The organism is Anaplasma centrale str. Israel (assembly GCF_000024505.1).
GTDB lineage: Bacteria > Pseudomonadota > Alphaproteobacteria > Rickettsiales > Anaplasmataceae > Anaplasma > Anaplasma centrale.
In genome coordinates this window covers 430,479-449,643 of sequence record NC_013532.1, presented here as the reverse complement: position 1 = coordinate 449,643, position 19,165 = coordinate 430,479, and the positions used below count along the sequence as shown (strand labels likewise).

The window sequence follows — 19,165 nt, the reverse complement described above, 5'->3', positions numbered from 1 at the left end:
TATGCACCTCAACGCAACCTAGCCAAGATTGTATCAGCCACGTTTTCCTTTGTTATCCCAAAATGCCTGTACAAATCCCCACACTTACCCGATGCACCAAACCTGTCAAGCCCTATAAACACACCACCCTCACCCAGGTACTTATGCCACCCCAGAGAACATGCGGCTTCCACAGCCACTTTTAAGCTACCATTTCCCAACAAATCCGCAATATATTCTGCATTTTGTTCGTCGAATATGCGCCAGCAAGGCATGGAGACCACCCTGGTGCCAATTCCATGGTCTTGAAGAATTTCCCTTGCACCCAGTGCCACATCCACCTCAGAACCCGTAGCAAAGATGGTAACCTTGAAATCCCCCTCGTACTCGCGCATTACGTACGCACCTCTACTTGCAAGGTTGTCTCGGGAGTAGCGTGCGCGATTGAAGCCCACATTCTGCCTCGATAATGCAAATAGCGACGGTGATTTGGTGAGTTTTAGTGCTATCTCCCAGCATTCTAAAACCTCAACCGCGTCCGCAGGTCTAAAAACGTACAGATTGGGTATAGCACGCAGGGAGGCAAGATGTTCCACAGGCTGATGGGTGGGGCCATCTTCCCCTACGCCTATGGAGTCGTGGGTCATTACATATATAACTTGCACTCCCATCAGCGCAGACAACCTTATAGCAGGTCTGCAATAATCAGAAAAAACCAGAAATGTCCCTCCATAGGGTATTATACCTCCGTGAAGCGCCATACCATTCATACACGCAGCCATTGCGTGTTCTCTTACTCCGTAATGCACATAGGACGCGTCAAAATTTTCGGAATTTACCACCCGCATGGAAGATGCTTTGGTGCTGTTGGAGGAAGTAAGATCGGACGATCCCCCGACAAGCTTGTGCGTTCTCGTTGCCAGGAATTCCAAGACCCTACCGAAGGATTTTCTGGTCGCTTCAGCGGAACACGTCTCGCAAAATGTGTTTTTTAGGGAATCAAGCTCGTCTATAACGCCGCTTGGCACGCCATCTGAAAGCATTTCGTTAAGTGCCCTGTATCCCTCACAACCAGCAAACTTTTTCATCCACAACTCACATTCCAGCTCGGCTCTCGCCCTGACTGCATCCCACAGGGTCCTAGCCTCTTCAGGAATCTCAAATCTCTCGCCCTTCCACCCTATAGCATCCCGAAACTCTTGGGCATCCTCCGGAGAAAACGGCCAGCTGTGCGCCGCAGCGGTCCCCGCCTTAGGAGACATAAATTTACCTATGACCGTCTTGCAGCAAATTATAGATGGTCTGCTGCCTGACCCCCTAGCCGCCCTAATTGCACGCTCAATCTCGCCAAAATCGTGCCCATTAACTTCCCACACATCCCATCCGTATGCAGCAAACCTGGCACGCACATCATCAGAAGTCGCCAAGCTGGTGCTCCCATCTATTGAGATGCCATTGTCGTCAAACAGGACAATCAGGTTACCCAGACCAAGGTGTCCGGCCAGGGAAGCAGCCTCGTGACTGATTCCCTCCATTAAACAGCCATCCCCAACTACGGCATATGTGTGATGATTAATAAGATCAGCGCCGAACCTCTGGGAAAACATGCGCTCAGCAATGGCAAAACCCACAGCGCATCCAAGGCCCTGACCAAGTGGGCCTGTGGTTACCTCGACACCCGCAGTGCAACCATACTCCGGGTGACCGGGAGTTACTGAATGCAACTGCCTAAAACGTTTTATGTCATCAATCCCAATGTACCCAACCAAGTGCATTATTGAGTACATAAGCATGGAACCGTGCCCATTGGAGAGGACCAGCCTATCTCTATCAAACCAGGACGGGCAGCTTGCGCTGAACCGCAGAAACTTCGAAAACAGCACAGTGGCAACGTCAGCCATACCCAGCGGCATTCCGGGATGCCCTGAAGCAGCATTTTGTATGGCATCCACAGATAGAAGCCTAACCGCATTCGCCATCACCTGGTATGAGTCGTATCCCATTAGTGATCCCGGGTAGCCTACATACTGAGGTACCTGCCGATGAGGTAATCTTTGTATGAATCCACATCGACTCTTTTTCCAGTAATCTTCTTCAGCAGCGTGGTACTGCTGTACCTTCCTCCATGAGAATACACATGCTTGCTGAGCCAGCCGATAATCCCAGAAAAGTCACCGCTTTCTATCCCGCCACAAACGTCCACCCTGTTGTTTTTAATTGCAGAAAAAATTTGCGACGCTGCAACCGATGCAACCACTCTACAAGGCACATAGCCAAAAATCCCACTGACCCAGTAGTCATCCTGCATGAACCCTTCCCTGTCATCGGAAGGCACAGAATCGAAATAGTATCTCATGCCTTGAGCCCAGGCATCTGGTAAATCACTTACTTTCAAATCGTCGTTTATTATTTCTTTTTCTAGTGCATATCGCAGCATGATATGCGCAAGGGAACTGACTTCATCCGACTTCCCAAGCAGCATATTAGGCTGAACCTCGGTGAGGTGGGAGTATATGCTGTCAACATCAGCTGCCTTTCCCCTAATGGAGAAAAATTTCCTCATAGCGGGAAGGATAAATGAGATAAACCCCCTATCCCTCAGTAGGTGACAAGACATCAACAACCCCTGGGCCTCATACATTATGCCTCCAGGGCAGCCACCCACTGGCTGGTGTTTCCACTTCTGAGGCAGGTTTGAGCAATACAAAAACTTCCCCGTATTTTCCAACGCATCCCTCAAGGCGAGTCTGTAATCACATTCTTCGCCACAACCATTAGTGCTCCTGACGCTGCCAGCAACCCCTTCCTCGCTCAATAGACCCATCTTTCTGTGCGCGCACACAGCCTCAAGCATCCCTCCTCCAATGGCTTCGGCGATGTGTCTGTGCAAGGCAGCCTGCTTGTCACTAGCAACAATCTTCGCGGGATGACCCTCACTGTTGCCCTGCCTACTCATAACTTCTCCCGCAAACTGCCGGAAAAATGCCCCCATGTCGGTAAAGACCTCATCCATCTTCTTGGTGGTAAGATCCCCATCGTAAGCGCCGAGCATGACATCATATTTGCTCGCAGCTCCCAAATCCTCAGCCTTTATGGCAGCAACCTCTGAAGACAGCTTCACAACATCGGCAAGGTCTTCCAGCACGCTATGTACGGACTCGTCTCCTTGGCAAAACAGCACCCACCGCGCCCTACAAGCAACCTTGGCCCTTATCAAGGAACTGACAAGATCCACAGGCAACCCTCTGAGGCGTCTGTACATCCTGCTCATGCAATGGAGGTTCGCAACTTCCCAATCTCCGAGCTGCCCCTTGTTTGCAAGCGCAGAATCTACCGCCTCCGCGACTACCTCACTATCCACAATCTCTTGCACCACTTCCCTTAGGGTGCATATCCTGCCAACTTTGCAATCGAAGTCTGAGTCATCTGAATGGAGGACTCTAACAGCACCAGCAATGTGGCACACCCTAGCGAACACCTGTTCCAAAAACCTGTAATGTTTCATATGCACAACAACCGAAACCCACCACCCAGCCGCCACTCGCGTACACGGCACCCGGACTGAGACCACCCACTAAAACACATCACTAAAGCAACCCAGGGGACCACTATCAGTTAGGTAGACATGCGCTAAATTTACCATACATCGCAGCGAAAGCTATAACAAATCAGCAAAGTGGGACAAATTATTTTTCTTGACTTGACTAGGTTTTAAGCAATGATTTTGCGCAGTGGGGTTCTTCAGTGGTTATCGCAGCTGAATCTTTAGTGTAGGGGGGTTTTTGTTATGCTGCATCGTTGGTTGGCTCTGTGCTTGTTGGCATCGCTTGCCGTGACAGGTTGTGAGCTTTTCAATAAGGAAAAGGTTAATATAGACATCGGTGGCGTGCCTTTGAGCGCTGGAAGGGTGGAGAAGGTTTATTTTGACTTTAACAAATATGAGATCAAGGGTTCCGGCAAGAAGGTGTTGCTGGGCTTAGTGGAGCGAATGAAGGCGGACAAGATGTCTACCCTGCTGATCGTCGGGCATACGGACTCTAGAGGCACGGAGGAGTACAATCTGGCTCTGGGCGAGAGGAGGGCGAATGCTGTTAAGGAGTTCATACTGGGATGCGATAGGTCGCTGTCCCCCAGAATATCCACCCAATCTAGGGGCAAGGCGGAGCCGGAAATTCTGGTGTACTCTAGTGACTTTAAGGAGGCCGAAAAGGCGCACGCACAAAACCGTAGAGTTGTACTCATTATGGAGTGTCAGCATGCTGCATCTCCTAAAAAGGCCAGGGTTTCCAGATGGCCATTCAGTTTCGGTCGGAGTAGCGCAACGCAGCAGGACAATGGCGGCGGCACCGTTGCTGCTGGTAGCCCCGGCGAAGATGCTCCAGCAGAAGTAGTGGAACCGGAAGAGACACAGGAGGCTGGTGAGTAAGTGTCACCAAGGGCGGCGGGGGGCCCCTCCCCCACACTCAGGAGTTGGGCAGGGTGGTATTAGGTAGCTGCCGTTGGCCTTTCCTCGCTTGTCACCAGTTGTGTGGCCAACGGAGCGTTCGTCTGCTCGTGAGCCGGTCGGTTGTCGTGTAGCTGCTTCTGTGCGCAGAGCTTCAGGGTTTGAGTTTGTAGGGTATTGTGTACCCAACGGTGTTGACAATATTTCTTTGTTTTGCTAGCTTGGCCAGGAATTTTTCATGAGCACCAGATGGCAAACATAGTGGTAGTGGGACTACAGTGGGGAGATGAGGGTAAGGGCAAGATTGTAGATTGGCTATCTGTGGGTGCCGATGCGGTAGTAAGGTTCCAGGGGGGCAACAACGCCGGGCATACAGTAGTTGCAGATGGCAGGGTGTACAAGCTGAGTCTTTTGCCGACATCCGTGTTGCGGCAGAATAAGCTGTCAATGATAGGTAGTGGGGTAGCGCTGGATCCCTATGCGTTCGTTCGGGAGGTAGAAAGCCTGAGGGATAGTAACATATTCCTTGGCCCAGAAAACCTGTATTTGTCCGAGTCGTGCCCGCTGGTTCTCAGTGTGCACAGGGACGCGGACTCGATAATGGAGGAAATGCGCGGAGACGAGTCCATAGGCACAACGCACATGGGAATCGGTCCTTGCTACGAAGACAAAGTCGGTAGGAGAGCAATCAGGCTGTGTGACTTGTTGGATGAACCCTCGCTCCGCGACAAGGTACAGTGTCTGCTGTCTTACCATAATTTACTAAGGAGAGCCACGAACCGACGGGAAGTTTCTCCGGGTGAGATTACGGATGAATTGGTACGTATTGCCCCGCAGGTTCTGCCATTTATGAAGCCCGTACCAAAGATCATCAGTAACCTAATCAAGCAAGGCAAGACCATACTATTCGAAGGTGCGCAGGGTGCATTGCTTGATGTTGATCACGGCACATACCCCTACGTGACATCCAGTAATACGGTGGCAGGTTACGTGCAGGTGGGGTGCGGAGTAGGTGTCCTAGGGAATACACGAGTTCTTGGGCTTGCAAAGGCCTACACGACCAGGGTTGGTAATGGGCCCTTTACCACGGAGCAAGTTGGAACAGTTGGTGATACTATGTTCGAGCGAGGCAAGGAAGTGGGTACTGTGACTAATCGTGTGAGAAGGTGCGGTTGGTTTGATGCGGTATCCGTGCGGCAAGCCGTTCTCTCTTCCGGTGCATCTGAGATGGTGCTGACCAAACTAGATGTACTGGACACAATCGGCGAGATCAAGATATGCACTGGGTACAGATGTGGCGAGGCATCATATGACCATCTCCCTGCCGCATCACATATACAGAATAGACTTGAACCTGTGTACGAAACTTTACCGGGATGGTGCACCAGTACATTAGGGACCATCTCCAAGGGTGATCTTCCAGAAAATGCTATGTCGTACATTAGCAGACTAGAGGAACTTGTTGGGATACCAATAAGCTTGGTATCAACCGGGCCGGAGAGGGGCCATATAGTGGCAATGAATACCTAGCTGAACCTTCGTCTTTGATGCAGTACAGCGCGACAATAAGCTAGACTTCCCAGCATTAGGCATGCCTATTATTCCTACGTCAGAGACTATCTTAAGCTTCAGCAGCACACAATGCTCTTCCCCAGGAGTTCCGTAGGTAAAATACGTTGGTGCACGGTTAGTAGAGCTCTTGTACTGAGCATTGCCAACACCACCCCTTCCACCTGCTGCTGCTATATGCCTTTGCCCTACGCTATTCAAATCTGCTATAAGATCATCCCCATGTTCATCATACAACTGGGTGCCTACCGGTACTTCTACCACACGGTCACGGCCTGCTGCACCAAACTTCCCCTTGCCGGACCCTGGTTTACCATTTTCTGCCCTTATGTGTTGGTTATATCTGAAGTATAATAGCGTATTGACGGCATTACTGGCGATGAATATCACTGACCCGCCATTTCCTCCATTACCACCGTCAGGACCACCACACTCTACGAACTTCTCCCGCCTGAAACTTACACACCCATCGCCTCCTTTCCCTCCTCTGATGTAGATTCAGGCTATCCCTCGCCCTTTTGCCATATCTAGCACCTGTTGCAAGATCAGCACAGCAGATATTTTATCATCTACCTTTTGAGATTCCTTTCTGCGCAACCCAAGACTTTCGGTCGCCCTACTAGCCATTGCGGTCGTGTATCTTTCATCGTGTAGGTACACATAGATGCCAGATTTTTTTATCAGCTTCCTCACAAAAGCGCGCACCACGGCACACATCTCCCCCTCAAGGCCATCAAGTTGCAGTGGTAGACCCACGACCGCCGCAATAATTCCTTCCCTTTTCAAAATGGCGTTCAGTTCTCCAAGATCTTGCCTTATATTCCTCCTAAGATACACACTGTGGGGCATCGCAATAGTCCCCGTGCTGTCGCTTATGGCAAGGCCAAGCTTCCTCTCGCCAAAATCCAACCCTAGAATCTTCTTGTTGGCCCCTAGCTTCTCGAAAAAGCCCTCGATGCTCTCGCACAACATCACAAACCCTGCCTCACGACACAGTAAACGACAGCGGGGCCGGCAGCAAAGCACCGGCTACGTGATCACTGGCACGCCAGGCACTCATCATAGTCGAAATTGGTGATCTGCCGTTGCGGAGAAACCGCCTGTCCGCCATGAACGTGAGACACCTTGTCTGCCTTCTGTACCGATTTGGATCTTAGGTAGTAAAGACTTTTTACCCCTTTCTTCCAAGCAAGAAAGTGTATCTTATGTAGGTACCGCTTATGCACACCTGCAGGAAGAAAAATGTTGACCGACTGCGCCTGGCATACGTACGGAGCCCTGTCGCTACTATGCTCAACTATCCAGCGTTGATCCATCTCATAAGCGGTTCTAAAAACAAGCTTTTCCTGTTCGGTAAGAAAATCCAAATGCTGCACGGAACCCTCGTTGGTGGAAATGGATGACCAAACCTGATCGTTGTCCAATCCCTTGGATGCCAGCAATTTCTGCAAAAACTTGTTACGCACCACAAAGGAGCCGGTAAGAGTCTTGTGAGTAAACACGTTTGCTGCATACGGCTCTATTCCCGGTGAGGTATTACCAGAAATTATGGATATGGAAGCTGTGGGGGCAATGGAGAGTTTATGCACGAAGCGCTCCATTTTGTTAGCGTCCACCGCATCAGGGCATGGCCCCTTCTCCATAGCAAGCTTACGAGAAACCTCATCTGCCTGGCGCTTTATATGCTCAAAAATCTTCTTGTTCCACACCGAAGCGGCGAAGGACTCAAAAGGTACCATCTTGCTCTGCAAAAACGAGTGAAATCCCATAACTCCCACTCCGATGCTGCGTTCTCTCATCGCAGCATACCTTGCACGCTCGATCTCTGGAGGAGCCTTGTTGATAAAATCGGTGAGCACGTTGTCTAGGAATCGCATCACATCCTCTACAAAGAGGGGCTCCCCACTCCACATGTCATAGTACTCCAGGTTCAGGGATGCAAGACAGCAGATCGCGGTTCTGGACCTTCCCAGATGGTCTTCTCCTGTAGCAAGGGTAATCTCGGTACACAGGTTGGACATCTTCACTTCCAGTCCGAGCTCCTTGTATATGTCCGGCTTGTGTTTGTTAACGGTGTCCACAAATACAACGTATGGCTCCCCTGTTTCAACCCTGGTGGTTAAAATCTTGATCCACAGATCCCTGGCTCTGACAGTGGAGATAACACACCTGTCCTTAGGGCTCACCAGATCCCAGGGTTTGTCTTGCTCAACAGCCCTCATAAACTCGTCAGTAAGTAAGACCCCGTGGTGGATATTCAACGCTTTTCTATTGGGATCACCACCTGTGGGTTTTCTGATGTCTAGAAATTCCTCAATCTCCGGATGCCCAACTGGTAGGTACACAGCGGAGCTGCCCCTACGCAAAGAGCCCTGGCTTATGGCTAAGGTTAGCGCATTTTGCACGACTATAAACGGAATTATTCCCGAAGTTTTACCACTACTTCTAACTTTTTCTCCAATGGAGCGGAGATTTCCCCAATAGCTCCCTATGCCCCCACCACGGGATGCAAGCCACACGTTCTCATTCCACAGGTTTAATATACCAACCAAACTGTCTTCGGTCTCGTTTAAGAAACACGAAATCGGCAGGCCCCTGCCGGTCCCCCCATTGCTCAGTATCGGAGTAGCAGGCATAAACCACAACTTGCTCATGTAGTCGTAAAGCCGCTGGGCGTGCTCGTCATTATCTGAATAATACTGAGAAACACGCACAAAAAGCTGCTGATAGTCTTCATCATCCAGCAAATACCTATCAGACAGCACCGCCTTGCCAAAGCTAGTAAGGTTGTTGTCCCTGGTACGGTCGACAATAATCGGTGACACCTTGTCATACCTCCTACATTCACTAACATCCAAACCCGAAAAGCGGTATTTAATCCCGCCTTTGAACACATACAGTACCTATATCGGCAATTCAGTACTATATACAGCACTCACGTAACACAAGGGACAAAAGGGCCCATCGCCGGTAACTAATGGTTAAAGAAACTCCGACGGGACCAATCCCAATTCTAGAAACACCTACACCGCACCTGGCCGGTAAGTGACTCCCACGGGAGTCGAACCCGCGTTACCACCGTGAAAGGGTGGGGTCCTAGACCACTAGACGAAGGAGTCACAGCAGACCCATATATAATCACCAGCACCGTTACAGTCAAACAAAATTCCTACGGCGACACAACCCACTGGCTTCACCAAAAACCCGCGGAAGTGCCCAGCCCACGCCCCCGAACGGACCTTCAGGGCACAAAACCCCACGCCAACAAGCTACCAACCAAGCACACCGGCCAGGTGCACACCGAACGCCGTCAAAATACCACAAGTTGCATCAAAACGAAAACGTAAAATTCGGGGTTCCTCGCAGTGCTCACACAAGCAAAAACCTGGGACATGCAGGCAAACTCCTGTATATTTAGTAAGGAAGTCTGGTGACACCGTTTATGCGCCATAGTTACAGTGACATACGGCAGAAGGTAGAGGATTTTTCCTGTCTGGTGCGGAAGGAACTCGTGCAGATTGCGTCCACAAAGGCGGAGTGTCCGTCAACAGTCCTGTACGAGGCTCTGAGCTACACCATATCAAATCCGGGAAAGTGCATACGTTCCTTTCTGGCAAGCACGTCGGCGCGGGTTTTTGGCGTCAGTGCAGAAAGAACATTACGGCTGGGCGCCGCTATTGAGGCTGTTCATGCGTACTCCCTAGTACATGATGACCTACCTTCCATGGATAACTCCCCCACTAGGCGCGGGAGGGAAAGCTGCCACACAAAATTCGGGGAGGCAGTTGCAGTTTTAACTGGCGATGCTTTACTTACACTCACCTTTGAGTTATTGTCGACCATGGATGAAGGTTGTGCTGTAAGGTGTAAAATCATAGAGTTGCTGTCCAAAGCGTGTGGCCGTTGCGGTATGGTGGCTGGGCAAGCGTTGGACATTGAGGCACACTCTTCAACATCGTTTGAGGGGGTTAGGAGGATACACGAATTGAAAACCGCTAGGTTGTTCTCTGCCGCTTGTGAAGCTGGAGCAGTTCTGGGTGGGGCGTCCACCAAAGAAAGGGCAGCGCTAGCAGAGTATGGGTCTGCGTTGGGTTGCGCGTTTCAAGCAAAGGATGATCTCAATGACGCCGGAGAGGACAGCGAGCGTTGCTATGGAAGCATGGCATATATTCTCGGAGTTGAGGGAACGCGGGGCTACGTTGATGGCCTACTGCGCAAGTGTGAGAAACACTTGAAAAAGTTGCCCGGTGACGTTGGTACACTCGGGGGTCTTGTTGTATTTGTGGAAAACTTAAGCGTATGAAGGTTCTGGCATATCGCGTGCTGTGCGTAGTTGCAGTTTTCGCCGTTCTTGGGCTGTTGTTAAGGGCAGTATCCACGGGTATTGTTTCTGACGTGGCTGAGCGCACGGAGAAACCTTACAGGGTCTCCATTGCCGACAATGACAGCCCTGCATACAAGATAGGAGCCTTGATATTGCGGCCGATAATAGAAGCCAGAATCGACCGGTATATAAGCGAGCAGGGGCTAGCGGAGTACCTACACAATATGGCGTCTGCTACCCCTCTGAAGGAGAATTTCCGCTTGGTAGACATGGAAGAAGGCGAGGGGCGTGAAGTGTTGTGTGGGCAGAAAGTCTCTGCTATGATTCTGCATTTCCCCATGGACGGCCAGGAGAGCACTGATCCGCTACAGGCCGCACGCAAGATCAGTGGTAGCACGCAGCCCGTGAGTTTTAGACTTGGGTCACACGAGGTCAAGGAGCTAAATTACGCCTTGGCCGGTATGAGGCGGGGTGGCAGCAGAATTGTCACAATAACCCGTGATGGAGAAGGGAAATCTGACAGCTATTATGTGCAGCTCACGTCTGTGGATGACACAGTACCGGAGGCAAAAGATATAAGGAATCTTATGTCCTTTGACAAGCGGGATACTGGTAGCAAGGGGGCTATAACCGAGGCGCGATGCGGCGATGAGGTCTCTGTTACGTATACCGTGAAGGATGTGCGTGGGGAGGTGCTAATTGAGGATCGGGTTGTCGATTTCGTGATAGGCGCCAGAAGTGTCCCGATTGTACTAGAATTGGGAATAATTGGTCTCAGGTCGGACAGCCGCAGGTCCATAATAGTGCCACCGGAACTTTTGTCTGGTTTTGATCGGGGCGTGGATAAGCACAGTGTCAAGATTATTGACGTGCAGGTTAGGCACAAGGCGGCTCCCACTCAGGATGGGAAGTAGGCGGTTTCGGATCATGTGGGTCATGAATGCTATACCGGCATCCACCGCACCATACTGGACCCAGCGCTGTACGTGTTGCTCACGTAGCAGCGGGGCTGCCCTCACACTTGGTATGGAGTCCTGGATAGCGTGTGTTGCCACATTTCAGTAGGTTTATTACCTCTTCCACTATCGCGGGAGCGCTAAGGTACCCGTGTCTGTATAGGCCATTTATTCTTACGGCATTGTTCTCAACTATAACTCTCGGAAGGTTGTCAGCAAATGCGGGCCTGCAGGCGGACATCATGTTAAGTACTCTGGCCTCCGCAAAGCCCCTATGAACCGAGTATGCTGCTGATAACAGCTCGAGCACAGACTTAACCGATACTTCAGAGAAATCACAGCTTTCTATTTCTGTAGCACCAACTATCACCCTACTCTCAGATCTGGGTACCACATATATGCTATATCTTGGATGCACCATACGCACTGGGCGGCTGATTACAACTTCCGGAGCGTGGAGTAGCATGCTTTCCCCTCTAACCCCTCTTAGGCCAGAAATTGCACTCTTTGCTCCAACGCCTCTGCAATCAAAAACCACGTCAAAAACGTGCCGATGGCCGCCCGTTACTATCGTTCCAGATGTTACTTCATCCACGTGCGTATTACAAAGCCACTTCGCGCCCAAACACGTCAAGGTGGCCTCCAAACGCGAGAAAAGTCGCATACTGTCTACGCACCCCTCCCCCTGAATGTATACACCGTGACGGACAGACAGCCCTTCCTCCAGTGTGTGCACTTCATCGGAAATGCAAAGATCACCAAAAAGACTAGGAAATCTTCGCCTGATTATGGTGCATATTCTCTCTAATTCGTGCAAATCACCCGTATGGGCCACAATTACACTTCCCAGCATTTTAAGGTATTCGCTTGCGCCAACGGAACAAAGAATTTTGGGCCATAATTCCACCGATCTGTGGCCTAGTTCTACAACCAAGTCCCCGATTGTTTCCGCTTCGGAGTACAGGGAAAGCATGCCACCCGCAACAAACCCACAGCTTTGTTTGCCTAGTACGCTATCCCGATCAAAAATCGACACCCGCCAACCATCCTGCAATAGCGCCAAAGCCAGCAGTCTGCCGATCAATCCAGCCCCTGCTATTCCCGCAGTTTTCACCATGTTGCCATTCCTAAACCAAGGCCTAACACCACACCCAAGAAGAAACACGGCGATCGTGTTTAAAGCAAAGCACAGTGCACGCAGGCCCACAGTAAGACAGTCAACACTGCCTCTGCCGCAACGGGTAGCACCTAAGCTTGGTCAGCACAAGCCAATCACTGCTCGGAGTGCAACTCGCTGCCACCGTACACATCATAACGCGCAGTGTAATCCCTAAACTTCCCTTTCTCGGGCTCGAAAAAAAGTCTTACGTTGCCTATAGGCCCATTCCTTTGCTTCGAAACAAGCACATCAGCAACATTGCTAATCGAATTCATCTTCATTTGCCACTCTGCATGCTTAGCAGTTCCCTCGGCAGGCTGTTTTCTCAACTCGTAGTACTCTTCTCGATACAAAAACATAACCACATCCGCGTCCTGCTCTATGCTTCCAGAATCACGCAGGTCAGATAGTTGGGGTTTTTTATCGTCACGTTGCTCAACCAACCGGGAAAGCTGGGACAGCGCCACTAGCGGGACATTTAGCTCCTTTGCTATGGCCTTCAAACCTTGAGTAACCTCAGAAACCTCCTGTACCCTATTTTCTCCACTGCGTTTTGTGGTTCCCTTAATCAACTGCAGATAGTCTACAAAAACAACCCCGATGTTGTGCATCTGGTGCATTCTCCTTATCCTGGTCCTGAGACCACTTATTGATAGAACGGACGAATCATCCACTATCAACGGCAAATCACATATCTTCTCACTAGCCTTCAAGACCTGATTCAAATCCGCGCTGCTGATCTTACCCGACAAAGCCTTATAGGAACTGATCTCAGATTCAATCGATATGATCCTGGAAGCAATGTGCTCCGCAGACATTTCAAGTGAGAAAAACCCAACACTCTTCCCTGCACTTCTGAGTGATTTACATGCACTTAGGGCCATGTTCAGAGCAAGGGCCGTTTTTCCCATGGAAGGACGCGCAGCCACAACTATTAAGTCAGAATTTTGCAACCCGTTCAACAGTTGGTCTAGATCCTTTAGCCCCACAGACACCCCTTGCAGGGCATTTGCACCTTCTCTGGCAGTTTCAATCTTCTTTCTTACGTCCTCCACCAACACCGAGAATTTGTGATAATTTCTGTCAGCTTTTCCCCTACTACCGAGTACGAACAGCCGCTGTGCAGCATCCTCTATCTGCTGCTCTGCTGGATTATCAGAGTCGTAGTCGTACGCATTGCTAACCACATCATTTCCAAAAGCAATCAAACAGCGTCGAAGATGCGCGTCAAACACGGCCTGAGCTACACTTCTTATGTCAAAAACCACACTGGCCTTTGCCGCAATTTTGGCCAGATACTCGGCGCCGCCGCATTCAATTAGCGCTTCATCGTTGTCAAAAAACATCTTCAGGCTAACCTCGTTAGCAGCAAGCCCACGCCGGTTAATTTTGATTACTTGATCGAAAATCCGCCCGTGTAGAGGATCAAAAAACACATCAGTACTTATCACATCCTCCAGAGCATCACAGATTCTGTTGTCCCTCAACATCGCACCTATGAGCATTTGCTCAGCTTCAATGTTGCTGGGCAAACCGCCTATAGCGCTCAGCGCGCTGCCCTCTTTTAAGTCCTGCACTAAAAACCCCAACAAACACTTGGGAATTATACCATCGGAGAATCATGCTGCAAACCAGCAACAGACAGCTACCTAGATCTTGCCATGTATTTACCCTGAAACCGACTGGGCAAACGAACGAACATTTGCCAAAATCCATTGGGAAGCTCGCCGCTATCGCCGCCAACTCTGGCACCCGAACTGAACAAGCGAGCCAAACGCTCCTGCCTTTCCGACATCACAAGCTTGGTCCACTTACCGATGGGCTCCGCCACCCCAACAATTTGCGCGGAGCTCTCATATTTTGCATCACCGTCTGCAACCTCACGCTTTTGTGTGGACGAAACATCCCTTTTGAGTAGTTTATCCTCTTTTTCAATGTCGTACTTCTCCTGATCCGTCAGCGCCTCATCCACGTCGTGTTCCTCTGCGGACTTCTCACTGGACACATCGGGAGCCTCATGCCCAAACAGGTTAGAAATCTTCGCAACCAGGCGCAGCACAGCAGATAGTAGCGCGTCAATTGCATTCTTTAAAATCGTGCACAGCTTGCACAAAAACTTCTTCAGGACCTGCCAAACATAGCACAACACGTTCAGCAATGCTCTAAACGGCCAGAGCAGAATATTCGCAATACACCTGAACACGCGCTTTCTAAGCGGCTTAATGAACAGCAGCAGGGATGCAACCAACCCCACAGCTCCTGCGCCTATTTTCAATGCGGACCCTGCAATCCCAGCACCTGGTATCAGTCCTAGCAATTTCCTAACCACACCACAAACTCAGAAGCACCCGCACTGATTCTAGCATACTACGGCGGATCTATAAAGCGTATGTTGCATAGAGCTGGCTATTGTTAAGTCAGAAGTAACATACTGTGACACCGCAGCACCTTTACGCGCGGTTACTCTTGTTCTATGCTTGAGGCCTGGTGTTTGCAAGCACATGAATATGTTACCAGAATCCCCCTACATGAGATTGGCAATGCTGGAGGCAGTCAGTTCGCCAGCTGAAGTCCCAGTGGGCGCCATAGTCGTCGATGAGCGCGGGGTTGTGATATCAAGTAGACACAACCTCACACTTCGTAACTCAGACCCAACAGCGCACGCGGAGATGCTCGCCATCAGAGAGGCCTGCCTTCACTTCTCAACCCACGTGCTGAATAATTGTGATATGTATGTAACGCTCGAGCCGTGTGCTATGTGTGCCTATGCGATATCTCTGTCGAGAATCCGCAGGCTGTACTTTGGCGCCTACAACGTAAAATGCGGGGGGGTAGAACACGGTGCCCGGGTGTTTAGGTTCTGTAACCATATCCCTGAAGTGTACGGCGGTTTCCTTGAGAGGGAAAACGCAGAAATACTGAAAAATTTTTTCCAAAAGCTACGCAAGCATCGGTGCCAACCGTAGCATGAACAAGACCACCTCATTCCATGCTAAGAATCGACCCCACTGCAGGCCACGTGCATGCTAGCAACATGCACTACAATCTGATCAAGCTCACACCCCATGTAAGACCGGCCCCTATAGCGGCGAACAGTATTAGGTTGCCCTTTTTGATCTTACCTGCACGCTTAGCTTCGTACATTGCAAGCGGTATGGACGCAGACGAAGTATTAGCGTGCTCATCTATGCTCAAGATGACCTTATCCCTGGAAAGCTTTAGCCTGTCAATCACGAGGTCAATAATTCGCACATTGGCTTGATGAGGAACAAACCAGTCAACCGAACTAATATCCAGTGCGTTGCGCGCAAGTAGTGCCGCAATAGTAGAAGATAATTTGACCACAGCATGCTCGAACAGCACTGTACCCTTCATGCGTATACACCCTGCCTTACCAGTGGAGCAAACCCCACCACTTGTGTATAGCACATCACCAAGTGAGCCATCAGAACACAATAGAGTGGACATGATTCCGGTGTCGGACTCGAATGTCTCGTCCTGCCCTTTGAGTACAAACGCCCCAGCACCATCACCAAACAGCACACATGTGGACCTATCCGTCCAATCTACCACTTTAGACATTGCCTCGGACCCTATGATCAGAGCGATGTTGGCCTGGCCAGCCTTTATCATGCTATCTACAATCGACAGAGCGTACAAAAAACCCGAACAGGCGGCGTTTACATCGAACGCAGCTGCGTTCTTGCAACCCAGATTTCCTTGCACCATCGTTGCACAACTCGGCATTGTTTGATCCGGAGTTGAGGTTGCGACGACTACAAGATCGACTTCAGCTGCCGATATCCCAGCATCCTCTAGTGCAATCTTAGCAGCCTCGGTCGCCATACCGGACACGGTATCATCCTCTTCCACAACGTGTCTGCGCTTTATGCCAGTTCTTCGAAATACCCACTCATCCGTGGTATCGACCATGAGCGATAGATCATCATTAGTAATGACTTTTGCAGGTAGAAACGCCCCTACACCACAGAAAACAGACCTTCGCATCAAATGTTACTTACTTCCGAGATCATTTCTTTCACCATGGCTCCTTGGCTGATCGCACATACGGCCTCCTTAATCGCGTGAGCAAACGCCACGGCATCAGCCGAGCCGTGGCTTTTTACCACAACACCATTGAGACCTAGTAACACGGCACCATTGTATGACCTCACATCCAGAGCACTGCCGCTAGCTCGTTTCCTGAAATAGAAAGGGCGTGCAACACGCATCAGGGCCCTGCCAAACAAGGAAGAGCAAATCTCCTTTTTTAGTATATGAAGCGTAAGACCAGCCACTGCCTCGCAGGTCTTCAACATAACATTCCCGGAAAAGCCATCAGTAACAACAACGTCTACCACTCCGTCAAATGCCTCTTTCGCCTCAATATATCCATAAAAATTAATGCCCTGCTTTGCGTCACGCATTAGTGCAAATGCCTCTTTAATGCCACATGTACCTTTTGTCTCCTCTGCACCGATGTTCAATAGCCCCACCTTGGGATTTTTAACGCCAAGCACAGTTTTCGAAAACGCCCTGCCCATAATCGCAAATTGAAATAGCGAGTCCGGAACACATTCAGCATTAGCACCTAAATCTAGTACAACAAAATTACCCTCCCTAGAAGGCAGTACAGTGGCAATCGCCGGACGATCTATACCTTGTAGCGTTCCCAAGAGATATCTAGATATCGCCATAAGAGCACCCGTGTTCCCCGCAGAAACTGCAGAAGCAACCATGCCTTTTTTGACGCCCTCTATGGCACACCACATACTCGACTTTCTACGATGCCTGAGCGCAAAAGACGGCCTGTCGTCAGGTAACACGGCATCTGGAGTATCGATGAATACGCTGTTCTTCTCTACCAACCTGTGCCTACTGAGCACCGGCAGCACCGCGCTCTCTTTGCCGTATATACTAAGATGCACCTTACACTCGCACGGAACAACACCGGAGAGGACTAGATCCGCCCCCTTGATGGCAACTTCGGGGCCACAATCACCCCCCATAGCGTCGAGTGCCACCGATACGCTTGCGCCGCCATCATGCACCATACACAACTAAACCTTAGACTCCGTAACTCGCTTCCCGTTGTAGTAGCCCCCTAAACACACGTGGTGGGGTAGCTTATATTCTCCAGTAGTTGGGTCAATAACAACGTTAGCAGCAGACAGCCCCAAATGCGAACGATGCATGTTGCGACGCGATTTCGATTTTTTCCTCTTGGGTACAGCCACAGCCTAACCTTCGCCCACAATATCCGGATTATGGCCCAGAAAATCGAGGTTGGCAATAGCATTTTTCAAAAAGAACCCACTCTACAAGCCAAACAGCCATCAACTACCTCTCAACCCACCCATAAATCTGGCAGGCACACATGTTAAGAACGCAAAAAATTTTTTGATGCGGCATACCGGTAAATGGCCTACCATGGCTACTGCTGATTTGTATGTACGCCAGATTGTATCAAAACTTCAATTTTCACGTCCTGCTACAGCACAATAGGGCGCGCGTCGGTGTAATCTCCACCCCCCATGGGGTGTTGTATACCCCAGCGTTCATTTTCTGCGCAACAAAGGCCGCTATAAAATCGTTAGACATGAAAACTGTCAAAGAATGCGGCACGCAGATCGTGCTCTCTAATACATATCATCTTATGCTGCAACCAGGGGCAGAAACGGTGGCCGCGCTGGGAGGGCTGCATAACATGCTTGGCTGGAAAGGGCCAATGTTGACCGACTCTGGAGGGTATCAAATTTTCAGCCTTGGATACGGCTCAGTATCGGAGGAATTGAAAGGCAAAAGAAAGCGGGCTAATTCCTCTCTCATCAAGATAGATGAGAGCGGCGCAATTTTTAGGTCATACATCAACGGGCAGCTGCATCATCTGACTCCCGAAAAATCCATGCATATCCAACGCATGTTAGGGGCAGATCTTGTCGTAGTATTGGACGAGTGCACCCCTTTCCACACTAGTTACGAGTATACAGCACAGTCTATGCACATGAGCAACCGCTGGGCATTGAGGTCACTAGAGGAATTTCAAAAAACCGCAGACGGAACGCAAGCTTTGTATTGCGTCATACAGGGTGGAGTGCATAGTGATCTTAGACGCGTCAGTTGCGAGTTTGCTAACAGCTCTCCGTTCTTTGGCAACGCAATTGGTGGCTCGCTTGGGTCACATAAACAGCAGATGTATGATACCGTCTCTTTGACCACCAGTTTGCTTGACAAGAGCAGGCCCGTGCATTTGCTTGGTATCGGCAATGTGTGCGACATTTTGCACGGAGTAATGAACGGCGTAGACACGTTTGACTGTGTATATCCCACCAGGATAGCAAGACACGGGGCAGCGCTGGTAAGGCCCGAAAACAGAATCTCGCCGGACAGGGAGTATGTTAATTTATACAACTCCGAATTTGCGCGTTCTTTGGCTCCCATCGAGCAAGATTGCGGCTGCTATACCTGTAATCACCACTCAAGGGGTTACCTCCACCATCTACTAAAAGCCAAGGAGCTACTGGCATACACCCTTATTACGATACACAATGTATACTTCATGAACAGCTTAATGCAGCGCGTAAGAAGGGCGATAGCGGGAGAAACCTTAGAGCAAGAATATGAGTACTGGCTCGGAGGACGCGGGGCAGCACCGGACTCGGCATCGCCGCAGCCCCCCCCAAGCGGGAAAACCCCAACCGCACCTAGGTAACCAACAAAAGCTACGCTATGTT

The 19,165-nt window shown here is 50.2% G+C and carries 16 protein-coding genes, 1 tRNA gene and 1 pseudogene; 6 read left to right on the top strand and 12 right to left on the bottom strand.

Annotated features, from left to right (window positions below):
- Positions 1–8: 8 nt before the first annotated feature.
- A complete protein-coding gene (tkt, locus tag ACIS_RS02070) occupies positions 9–1,982 on the bottom strand; it encodes a transketolase (protein ID WP_012880580.1) in 1,974 nt (657 codons plus the stop codon).
- Between the two features lie 17 nt (positions 1,983–1,999).
- Positions 2,000–3,484 carry a gluzincin family metallopeptidase gene (locus ACIS_RS02065; RefSeq protein ID WP_041651437.1) on the bottom strand — a complete coding sequence of 495 codons (1,485 nt, stop codon included), beginning with the start codon at positions 3,482–3,484 and terminating at the stop codon, positions 2,000–2,002.
- 282 nt (positions 3,485–3,766) lie between these two features.
- Here ACIS_RS02065 and ACIS_RS02060 point away from each other — a divergent pair, with 282 nt between their 5' ends.
- Together ACIS_RS02060 and ACIS_RS02055 are read left to right on the top strand one after the other, a co-directional pair.
- Positions 3,767–4,405, top strand: a complete 639-nt coding sequence (locus ACIS_RS02060; RefSeq protein WP_012880578.1) for an OmpA family protein — start codon at positions 3,767–3,769, stop codon at positions 4,403–4,405.
- A gap of 267 nt (positions 4,406–4,672) precedes the next feature.
- Positions 4,673–5,953, top strand: coding sequence for an adenylosuccinate synthase (locus tag ACIS_RS02055; protein WP_012880577.1), 1,281 nt, complete (start codon positions 4,673–4,675; stop codon positions 5,951–5,953).
- Between the two features lie 3 nt (positions 5,954–5,956).
- Here the strand turns inward: ACIS_RS02055 and ACIS_RS02050 are convergent.
- From ACIS_RS02050 to ACIS_RS02035, 4 genes and pseudogenes are all read right to left on the bottom strand, one after another.
- Positions 5,957–6,490: pseudogene (locus tag ACIS_RS02050) on the bottom strand (GTPase); the annotation flags it as partial.
- Positions 6,491–6,964 carry a Holliday junction resolvase RuvX gene (gene ruvX, locus ACIS_RS02045; protein WP_012880575.1) on the bottom strand — a complete coding sequence of 158 codons (474 nt, stop codon included), beginning with the start codon at positions 6,962–6,964 and terminating at the stop codon, positions 6,491–6,493.
- Positions 6,965–7,029: 65 nt separating this feature from the next.
- Positions 7,030–8,817, bottom strand: a complete 1,788-nt coding sequence (locus ACIS_RS02040; RefSeq protein WP_041651431.1) for a ribonucleoside-diphosphate reductase subunit alpha — start codon at positions 8,815–8,817, stop codon at positions 7,030–7,032.
- 221 nt (positions 8,818–9,038) lie between these two features.
- A tRNA-Glu gene (locus ACIS_RS02035) sits at positions 9,039–9,111 on the bottom strand.
- 323 nt (positions 9,112–9,434) lie between these two features.
- Here ACIS_RS02035 and ACIS_RS02030 point away from each other — a divergent pair.
- On the top strand, positions 9,435–10,295 hold the full coding sequence (locus ACIS_RS02030) for a polyprenyl synthetase family protein (protein ID WP_041651145.1): 861 nt from the start codon (positions 9,435–9,437) through the stop codon (positions 10,293–10,295).
- Entirely contained in the window at positions 10,292–11,230 is a 939-nt protein-coding gene (locus tag ACIS_RS02025) for a peptidylprolyl isomerase (protein WP_012880572.1), read from the top strand. The genes ACIS_RS02030 and ACIS_RS02025 overlap by 4 nt, the downstream gene beginning before the upstream one ends.
- Before the next feature lie 79 nt (positions 11,231–11,309).
- Here ACIS_RS02025 and ACIS_RS02020 read toward each other — a convergent pair whose 3' ends face one another.
- The 3 genes from ACIS_RS02020 to ACIS_RS02010 form a co-directional block, all read right to left on the bottom strand.
- Entirely contained in the window at positions 11,310–12,389 is a 1,080-nt protein-coding gene (locus tag ACIS_RS02020) for an FAD-dependent oxidoreductase (protein WP_049756285.1), read from the bottom strand.
- 155 nt (positions 12,390–12,544) lie between these two features.
- Positions 12,545–14,023 carry a replicative DNA helicase gene (locus tag ACIS_RS02015; protein ID WP_012880570.1) on the bottom strand — a complete coding sequence of 493 codons (1,479 nt, stop codon included), beginning with the start codon at positions 14,021–14,023 and terminating at the stop codon, positions 12,545–12,547.
- A gap of 53 nt (positions 14,024–14,076) precedes the next feature.
- Positions 14,077–14,760: a hypothetical protein gene (locus tag ACIS_RS02010; protein WP_012880569.1), complete on the bottom strand. Its 684-nt coding sequence runs from the start codon at positions 14,758–14,760 to the stop codon at positions 14,077–14,079.
- Between the two features lie 172 nt (positions 14,761–14,932).
- On the opposite strand from ACIS_RS02010, the gene ACIS_RS02005 reads away from it, so the two are divergent.
- On the top strand, positions 14,933–15,397 hold the full coding sequence (locus ACIS_RS02005) for a nucleoside deaminase (RefSeq protein WP_012880568.1): 465 nt from the start codon (positions 14,933–14,935) through the stop codon (positions 15,395–15,397).
- Between the two features lie 73 nt (positions 15,398–15,470).
- Here the strand turns inward: ACIS_RS02005 and ACIS_RS02000 are convergent, their stop codons facing one another.
- Genes ACIS_RS02000 through rpmF form a run of 3 tightly spaced genes read right to left on the bottom strand, consistent with a single transcriptional unit; the run spans position 15,471 to position 17,668 of the window.
- On the bottom strand, positions 15,471–16,439 hold the full coding sequence (locus tag ACIS_RS02000) for a beta-ketoacyl-ACP synthase III (RefSeq protein WP_012880567.1): 969 nt from the start codon (positions 16,437–16,439) through the stop codon (positions 15,471–15,473).
- Positions 16,439–17,485: a phosphate acyltransferase PlsX gene (gene plsX / locus ACIS_RS01995; RefSeq protein ID WP_012880566.1), complete on the bottom strand. Its 1,047-nt coding sequence runs from the start codon at positions 17,483–17,485 to the stop codon at positions 16,439–16,441. Before plsX ends, ACIS_RS02000 begins: the two co-directional genes overlap by 1 nt.
- Before the next feature lie 6 nt (positions 17,486–17,491).
- Positions 17,492–17,668, bottom strand: coding sequence for a 50S ribosomal protein L32 (rpmF, locus tag ACIS_RS05245; protein WP_012880565.1), 177 nt, complete (start codon positions 17,666–17,668; stop codon positions 17,492–17,494).
- Between the two features lie 212 nt (positions 17,669–17,880).
- Between rpmF and tgt the strand changes: the two genes are divergently transcribed.
- A complete protein-coding gene (gene tgt, locus ACIS_RS01990; RefSeq protein WP_012880564.1) occupies positions 17,881–19,143 on the top strand; it encodes a tRNA guanosine(34) transglycosylase Tgt in 1,263 nt (420 codons plus the stop codon).
- Positions 19,144–19,165: the final 22 nt, after the last annotated feature.

Coding starts and splice junctions, on each gene's coding strand:
- tkt (WP_012880580.1), bottom strand. CDS start 1,982: ATGGGATACGACTCATACCAGGTGATGGCGAATGCGGTTAGGCTTCTA.
- ACIS_RS02065 (WP_041651437.1), bottom strand. CDS start 3,484: ATGAAACATTACAGGTTTTTGGAACAGGTGTTCGCTAGGGTGTGCCAC.
- ACIS_RS02060 (WP_012880578.1), top strand. CDS start 3,767: ATGCTGCATCGTTGGTTGGCTCTGTGCTTGTTGGCATCGCTTGCCGTG.
- ACIS_RS02055 (WP_012880577.1), top strand. CDS start 4,673: ATGGCAAACATAGTGGTAGTGGGACTACAGTGGGGAGATGAGGGTAAG.
- ruvX (WP_012880575.1), bottom strand. CDS start 6,964: ATGTTGTGCGAGAGCATCGAGGGCTTTTTCGAGAAGCTAGGGGCCAAC.
- ACIS_RS02030 (WP_041651145.1), top strand. CDS start 9,435: ATGCGCCATAGTTACAGTGACATACGGCAGAAGGTAGAGGATTTTTCC.
- ACIS_RS02025 (WP_012880572.1), top strand. CDS start 10,292: ATGAAGGTTCTGGCATATCGCGTGCTGTGCGTAGTTGCAGTTTTCGCC.
- ACIS_RS02020 (WP_049756285.1), bottom strand. CDS start 12,389: ATGGTGAAAACTGCGGGAATAGCAGGGGCTGGATTGATCGGCAGACTG.
- ACIS_RS02005 (WP_012880568.1), top strand. CDS start 14,933: ATGAATATGTTACCAGAATCCCCCTACATGAGATTGGCAATGCTGGAG.
- ACIS_RS02000 (WP_012880567.1), bottom strand. CDS start 16,439: ATGCGAAGGTCTGTTTTCTGTGGTGTAGGGGCGTTTCTACCTGCAAAA.
- plsX (WP_012880566.1), bottom strand. CDS start 17,485: ATGGTGCATGATGGCGGCGCAAGCGTATCGGTGGCACTCGACGCTATG.
- tgt (WP_012880564.1), top strand. CDS start 17,881: ATGTACGCCAGATTGTATCAAAACTTCAATTTTCACGTCCTGCTACAG.